Annotated in this window: 11 protein-coding genes and 3 pseudogenes; all 14 read left to right on the forward strand. The window is 55.4% G+C overall.

Going from position 1 to position 6922, the window contains the following annotated elements; all coding sequences use genetic code 11:
• Window positions 1-99 precede the first annotated feature (99 nt).
• A pseudogene (locus tag ASE04_RS32030) lies at window positions 100-288 on the forward strand (hypothetical protein); the annotation flags it as partial.
• Window positions 289-543: 255 nt separating this feature from the next.
• Window positions 544-807, forward strand: a complete 264-nt coding sequence (locus tag ASE04_RS08695; protein WP_056815157.1) for a hypothetical protein — start codon at window positions 544-546, stop codon at window positions 805-807.
• 897 nt (window positions 808-1704) lie between these two features.
• Entirely contained in the window at window positions 1705-2064 is a 360-nt protein-coding gene (locus ASE04_RS08705) for a hypothetical protein (protein ID WP_056815636.1), read from the forward strand.
• Between the two features lie 27 nt (window positions 2065-2091).
• Window positions 2092-2523 carry a pyridoxamine 5'-phosphate oxidase family protein gene (locus tag ASE04_RS08710; RefSeq protein WP_082597289.1) on the forward strand — a complete coding sequence of 144 codons (432 nt, stop codon included), beginning with the start codon at window positions 2092-2094 and terminating at the stop codon, window positions 2521-2523.
• Between the two features lie 51 nt (window positions 2524-2574).
• Window positions 2575-2992 (forward strand): annotated as a pseudogene (locus ASE04_RS08715) (DUF1003 domain-containing protein); the annotation flags it as partial.
• Window positions 2993-3115: 123 nt separating this feature from the next.
• Window positions 3116-3397, forward strand: coding sequence for a hypothetical protein (locus ASE04_RS30600; protein ID WP_156408736.1), 282 nt, complete (start codon window positions 3116-3118; stop codon window positions 3395-3397).
• A 177-nt stretch (window positions 3398-3574) separates the two neighbouring features.
• Window positions 3575-3724, forward strand: a complete 150-nt coding sequence (locus ASE04_RS32160) for a hypothetical protein (protein WP_156408737.1) — start codon at window positions 3575-3577, stop codon at window positions 3722-3724.
• Between the two features lie 50 nt (window positions 3725-3774).
• Window positions 3775-3972, forward strand: a complete 198-nt coding sequence (locus ASE04_RS08720; protein WP_056815164.1) for a hypothetical protein — start codon at window positions 3775-3777, stop codon at window positions 3970-3972.
• A gap of 421 nt (window positions 3973-4393) precedes the next feature.
• Complete coding sequence (locus tag ASE04_RS08725) at window positions 4394-4603, forward strand: cold-shock protein (protein WP_037135461.1); 210 nt, start codon at window positions 4394-4396, stop codon at window positions 4601-4603.
• A gap of 124 nt (window positions 4604-4727) precedes the next feature.
• Window positions 4728-4952 (forward strand): hypothetical protein, encoded by a 225-nt coding sequence (locus ASE04_RS08730; protein WP_056815167.1) that lies wholly within the window; start codon window positions 4728-4730, stop codon window positions 4950-4952.
• A gap of 31 nt (window positions 4953-4983) precedes the next feature.
• The gene (locus ASE04_RS08735) at window positions 4984-5364 is read left to right on the forward strand and encodes a DUF6481 family protein (protein WP_056815170.1); all 381 of its coding nucleotides are present in this window, start codon (window positions 4984-4986) and stop codon (window positions 5362-5364) included.
• 95 nt (window positions 5365-5459) lie between these two features.
• Window positions 5460-5735 (forward strand): hypothetical protein, encoded by a 276-nt coding sequence (locus ASE04_RS08740; protein ID WP_082597290.1) that lies wholly within the window; start codon window positions 5460-5462, stop codon window positions 5733-5735.
• 85 nt (window positions 5736-5820) lie between these two features.
• Entirely contained in the window at window positions 5821-6816 is a 996-nt protein-coding gene (locus ASE04_RS08745; protein WP_056815176.1) for a sensor histidine kinase, read from the forward strand.
• A 9-nt stretch (window positions 6817-6825) separates the two neighbouring features.
• Window positions 6826-6922, forward strand: a pseudogene (locus ASE04_RS32035) (DDE-type integrase/transposase/recombinase); the annotation flags it as partial.

Consider the following 6922-nt stretch of genomic DNA (forward strand, 5'->3'; position numbering starts at 1 on the left):
CGATCTCTTCTGCCTTGTGTCTTTTCGCTGCCATTCCAATGTCCTTCTTCGGCTCATAAGCCATACTTCAAGAAGGATCACTTTTCAGGGGGCAGACCAAATGTCGAAAGCTGTCGGCGTCGATCCGCGATGGAAGCCAAACGCCAGCGTGGCAGACCCGCTTACTTCGCGACAATGAAAAATGCCGCTATCCATTCTTCTGCAAGGAGTCGTTTTTCGCCTTGCAATTGCGTCCAGCCTCCCCATCTGAGATATAGTAGCAGCCACGGAACGGGCGCTGCTTTTTAGAGCCGCAAAAGCTCTAGCCCCAAGCGGGAGGACGCGATGTCTTCCATAGCAAGAACTTCCAGACACGAACGCGCAATGCGATTCCTCAGCGGCTTGAGATACGGGGATTTCGTCATGAAATCGATCCCGGTCATGGCTGTCGCATTCATTCTCTACGTCATACTGCAAGGCACGTTCTGGTAGCGTCCGGATTGCAGTTACCGAAATAGCATCGTTTGCGGTGAGCGTTGGTCCAATCGACCAATTGAGGTTCCTATGTCAGAACGCACAACAGAATCTGAGATTACCTTTTCTCGTCCTTTTGCCCTAAGCGCTCTGGTCGTCCCGCTCGATGCGGGCACCTACCGAGTGATAGTAGATGAAGAATTGATAGAAGGACTGTCATTTCCCGCTTACCGAAGAACTGCAACGCATATCGAAATACCAGCCGTGGGCGTCATTATCGGGACAAGGCAATTGTTGCAGGTTCACCCGAGCGACTTGGAGTCGGCAATCAAGAAGGATGCCGAGGGCAAATGATAGCAAGCGGCCCGGTGATTGGCCCATATCTGATTTACAAAGGATTGTCCCGTTATGGTTTCTCCGGCTGGTCGACGGATAATGGTGGCCGCCTTGGCAATTGGGCTCGCTCTCGCGGTCCTTTATGGCTTGAGCAGCCCGTACGATGCTCATGGAGAAACCAATGGCGCAGGCCATGTGACCTCGCGCGAGAGGACAGCTGACGGCCACCACGACGTTCGAGTGACGGCCGCAACTGAGGAGAGCCGCAAATGACTGCCACGAAGGCTCAACAATCTCGTTCGTCCAGATTGGCAAGGATCTGGACAATAAGTGATTTTGCCAAGCGCTTCCGGCTTGACCGCCTTGAAGAGAAACGACTGCTGAAGCTGTTGGGGCCGACTGCGACAGAACGCCAGCTTCTGCTCAATGCCGGGAGAAGGCCGCTTAAGCCGGCCGGGGACCCTTCATGAAGAAGGCACGTGCTGTGCGTGTCGTGTCGGAAAATTCATGCGGGTCGAGATGGAGAGAAACGTCTCCTGAGCACTCAATACTTGCGCCGCCTCAGCTAAAGGATCGAATCGATGTGTCCCACGCCCGAGGAACGAAAAACAATTAGACGCGTCCTCAAGCGGGCCGACTACGCTACGTCTGAGATGCAAGCGGCCGAAGGTAATCGGCACTTGGAGGAGGTCGTTGTCATCCGTCGGATTGAGGCCGCAACCATCCCGACCGTCAATTATCCGGCCTCCAAACGGCAAAGATTGAACGCGGACTCTGCTGCCGTTTCAGCTTGGGAAAATGAGGGAGGGTCCGTTCGCGTCCTCGAAGCAAAAACGTCCGCAGGAGGGCGTAAGCCTTTCACGCGGAGGAGATGAACCGGTAGGATAGGCCGAACTTAACAAAGGGATGCCCGAAATGTACAATGCCAAGCGCGATGGTTACGGGAAGGGCGCAAACCTTGCCATTCAGTCCATGGGCGAGATCGAAGGCCGTATGACGGTACTGGAGGTTGTCGCAATGACCTCGTTGAGCCTCCTCATCAAAGATGGTGACAAACATGCAGCCCAACAGGCGCTGTCAGCCATTCGCCGTGCGATGCGGTTGAAATGCGAAGACATCAAGCTGTCATCCTTGGATGCCGATTCTGCGATTGCATATGCGCAGGAGCTTTTCGAGGCAACTTTCGAAAACATGGGCCGGGAAGCAACGAAAAAAGCTGCACCTTCGAGCAAACGCCGAGGCTCGCGCCGTTCCATACCCGCGTTTCAGAGCTAGGAGGATCATAAATTGGGCGTTCGAGAAATGACTGAGCGCGAAAGTCGGGAGGTCGTTGCCCACCAAAATGTCGGGCATCTTGCCTGTGTCCACGATAACCGACCTTACGTCGTGCCTGTCCACTACGCGTTCGATGGGGAAAAGCTCTATGTCTTTTCCCTGGCAGGGCAAAAGGTAAATTGGATGCGGAGCAATCCGAACGCTTGCCTTCAGGTGGAGGAAAGCGGGGAACATCACCGTTGGAGGAGCGTCCTCGTTCAAGGCACCTACGAGGAACTGCCGGACACTTCGGAACGGCACGACGAACGTCTTCACGCCTGGTCCCTCTTGCAAAAGCGGCCATTGTGGTGGGAGCCCGGCTCCTCCAAGCCTGGCACCGACTCGGAAGGTAAGGAAACTCCGATCTTCTTCAGTATCTCGATTGCTCAGATATCTGGCAGGGAATTGGTTGCGTATTGAACGGCACTAACGCCCTGAAGTCGCGGCAAGTTTGTACATCTGGAGGAGATCATGTCTGCAGAGACAGGGCGCGAGATATCTGCGCAGGAAATTTCGGTTGGTGCCAATCGTTACCTGGGAAAGCCCTTCTAGCCGCTGACGCAGCGAAAGCAAGCGGTATTCCGGCGACTGATTTCACGAAGGGAAATTACCCGCGATTCAAAATCAGTCATTCGACGAGAAGCTCTCCTCGGCTCAACGATTGGCAGACAAGGTAGCGAAATTCGGCGGTTCTTGGACATTCATTGTAATCTTCGCCGTTGCGCTCGCCGTCTGGGTAGCGGTCAATCTGATCGCAGCCTCGCACGCCTTCGATCCCTATCCGGTCATATTCCTGAACCTTATCCTCTCCATGCTGGCCGCCGTTCAAGCGCCCGTCACCATGATGAGCCAGAACCGGCACTCTGCTAAGGACCGCGTCGACGCGTCCTAGGATTACGAGGTCAATCTGAGAAATCATGGTGTAGTTTCCGATGATTTACCGGACGCAATTCCAATTCGATGCCGGACAGTTTTTCAACGTAAGCAGTGCCGCTGGGCCAGCAACCATGGCATGCATCTCCTTTTGAACGTGAGATGGCATGTCGAAGAAACGAAGGCTGACCATGAGATAACGACGACATTGCGTCGACTGCGATCAGACGGCGTGAGCGTTCGCGATATTGCCGATCTGCTCGGGCTTGCCCGCAGCACGGTGCAGGACGGGATTGGGCGAGCTGCGACGGCAGGGCTGTCCTGGCCTTTGCCTGCCGGTCTGACTGACGACGTCCTGAAAGGCAAACTTTTCTCCAGGCAAGGCACCACACAAGGGGTGCGGCGACTACCGGATGGCTGAGCATCTGCCATGCCTCGTCCAGAACGATGAGGCTTGGTGATCTATCGAACCGCTTCTCAATGCGTCTAAAGAGATCGGCCAGCACGGGACGAGATTACGCTCGCCCATATTCATCAGCTGCTCGACCTCTAAGCACTTGAAGCGCCGAAGCCTCGGCGATCTTCTTCTGCATCGAAGATGCTGACCATCAGCCTTCTACAGTACAACGGTGCAGAGCGCATCTTTGATCTCTCGCATCTGAACGCCGCTTACAAAATCCGCAGCGAACGACTTGGCGCCGACACCACCCTGTCCTTTATTTCCGTCACCTCAGCCAAAAAACCTTAGCGGGTATTATTGCAGAGATTCCCAAAGTGCCCCAACCAGGAGAGCTCCGCATGGGCTGGAAGACACCAAAATTCGAGGTCGTGAACGGCTATAAGATCGTTGAAGTCGATGGGCCGATCTTCAAGGTCTACAATGGCACATTACAGCTGGGTGACGATTTTCCGTACTCTGGAGAAGCTGCTGCTTATGCAAATGCCCTCCCAAAAGGAGACTCTGTACTGCCGGCCAATCTCCGCCCTCGGTCGTAAATTCAATTCATTCCCTCCCGATGGTGAGACGGTAATTGCCGGTGGCGCAACGCTCTTTCGAAACGCCTACAGGTACCGGTTCAGAGGAAACACTCCCACTCCAACCGCTGATTTGCCTGCATCGGCGGCAAGCTTTTGTTGGTCAGGGACATTCGAATGGCGCCGCCGCTAGCGGCGGCTGCTCGCGCAACTCAGACAGTCATGACAACCATTAATAGAAATTAGGGCATCGGGAAAACTAAGCGTTGACGCCGTTGCTCCGTTACCCTATAGTTGCGTAATCGATCTTTTGCTTGCCGAGCTTTGTCTACCGTGCGATTGGCACCGCGCTTAAGCGAACTTCCCTTTCAAAAATATTCGGTTTTCGTCTGCGTGGCACGAGCTTCGCGGTTCCTCACTCTATGCTTTGAAAGGGTTCATCATGACCACTGGCACAGTAAAATGGTTCAATTCCACCAAGGGCTTCGGCTTTATCCAGCCTGACAACGGCGGCGCTGACGCCTTCGTTCATATTTCCGCTGTCGAGCGCGCCGGAATGCGCGAGCTGGTCGAAGGCCAGAAGATCGGCTTCGAACTCGAGCGCGACAACAAGTCGGGCAAGATGTCGGCCTGTAATCTGCAGAACGCTTAATAGATATCTGCTTCCCTTTGACCACGGATGTACTGGCATCGCCGGAAGCAATTATCAGTTTGAGGCCAGGCAATTCGCCTGGCCTTTTTCGTTTTGGCGTCATAGCCAACATCGAGGACATTCAATGACAGAGACATACAGTAAATCTCGCCAGCAGGCCGAGACCGCCTTCGGCAATCTCCAGACGGAGTTCTTCGCCAAGAACAATGCGGCGGAAGAGCTCGAATCCGTGGCCCAGGCGCGCGATGCCAAGACGTTCAGGCTGCGCGAAGCGCGCCTCGCTAAGGAGCAAGCCGACCGGATGTCTGCAACATCTGCGCTGCTTGCCAAACGATCCAAGGCCGGCTGATCATCCCAACTACGAATATCAGGATAAAAATTTGAGAAACGCCAGAAACAACGAAATTACCGACCGACGCTCCGCTGCTGCGGACGCCAAGACAGCTCTTCTCACGGCCTACCGAGCTGCAAAGACGGCGGCCGAGCCGTCACAAGCCGCCAGACAGGTCGAGCGCATCTCGCTCGTTGAAGCGCGCGAGGCGCGCCGTGCGGAACGGGATCGACTGAAGCATGAGGAGCGTACCCGGGTCGAGACCCTTGCGGCTCAAGAACAGGCGGCCATCGAGGCAGCAGCTGCGGCCGAGATCGAGGCGCGACAGTCGGCCGAGAATGCTCGGATATCACGGGTTATTCAAGATGAGGCCGCTCGCAAGGCTGAACGCGACAGACGTTATGCCGCCCGCAAGGCCCGGCAGGCCTAGTATCCAGGGACCCACCTTCTATTGGATGGGTCCGTGGAATAGATCAGGGCGTGACGCCGTCATGCCCGAATTTATTCAGTCTCGAGGAGCCAACCATGGCAACGGACCCGAACGAACTACAGGCGATCAACACCTCCTGGCAAATTGCGATTCAGGAAATCCTGCGCATGGTCATCAGAGACATGTATCATGCCGGTGGCGAGGCGTCATTTAACACGCATATAAAGCGGATCGAAGAAGCTGCAGTCGACAGTATCTACACGGATTTGAGGCTTCGCGGCACTGACGAGTGGACGGAGGTGCTGGTCAAGGAAAGAGCTAGCAATTTCGTGACGACGTTGCTGACCTCATTTACCTACGACCGTGCCTGAACTTTCTTATGGTTCGCGAGGTCGATCTGTCAGGCTCCTGCCTAAATCACACCGAAGTAAGCAGCAGTAAGCCAAGCGGTTGGGCATGGATGAACATAGCGCAGAATGCCTTGCAGCCATCGTCGAGTCCTCCTCCGACGCGATCATCAGTAAGGATTTTTCGGGGACGATCGTCAGCTGGAATAAGGCGGCCGAACGCATGTTCGGCTATGCGGCAACCGAGATGATCGGAGAGCCGATCTATCTGATTATACCGGACGACAAACGGGATGAGGAGGCGGACATCCTGCGCCGGCTGAAACTGGGGGAGCGGATCGAACCGTTCCAGACGACGCGCCGCCACCGTGACGGCCGGATCGTCCCGATCTCGATCACTATTTCTCCAATAGAAAGTCGGGCCGGGAAACTCGTCGGTGCATCGAGCGTCGCCCGGGATATCTCGGAGACACGCGAAAGCGATCGCCGGCTCCGCCTCTTGATGCGAGAAATCAATCATCGCGTCAAAAATCAATATGCCATCGTCCTTGCCGTTATCCGGCAGACGGCGACACGCTCCCGCTCAATCGAAGATTTCGAGAAGCGGGTCCGCGGACGGATCATGGCGCTGTCTCATTCACATGATCTTCTCTCGCAGGTCGATTGGGCCGGCGTCAGCCTTACGGATCTCGTGGCTCATCAGCTCAAGCCGTTTGAAGCTTTCCAGCCGGTCCAGGTTTCCGGTCCGACGATCGTGCTTGACGCCAACGCCGTTCTCAATCTTGGCATGGCCTTCCACGAACTGATCATGAATTCGATGCGCTTCGGCGTCACGGATGTTGGCGAAATATCCATTACGTGGCGACTAGCCAGTGAAGAGGGCGTCGACATATTCGAGCTCATTTGGTCTGAGCAAGCCGTGGCTTATGCCGATTTACTGGCGCAGGACGAAGGCTACGGGGCTCTCGTCCTCTCAAAGCTGGTACCAACCGCTCTTTCAGGTCAGGCGAAATGGAGTTTTGATGGCGGACTGGTCGTCTGGAAGTTCACAGCGCCACTCGCACGTATCCAGATCGGGCTCGGGCCTTTGGCGCCGCTTTCCTAAAACAGATTCTCGGATCAAGGCTCGCAGTTCACCAGCATGGACTGGGCATCGTTCCTCAAGCACCACAATCTGGTTCACTCGATGAGCCGACGCGGCAACTGCCATG

The organism is Rhizobium sp. Root708 (assembly GCF_001429725.1).
In the GTDB taxonomy this organism is placed as follows: Bacteria; Pseudomonadota; Alphaproteobacteria; order Rhizobiales; family Rhizobiaceae; genus Rhizobium.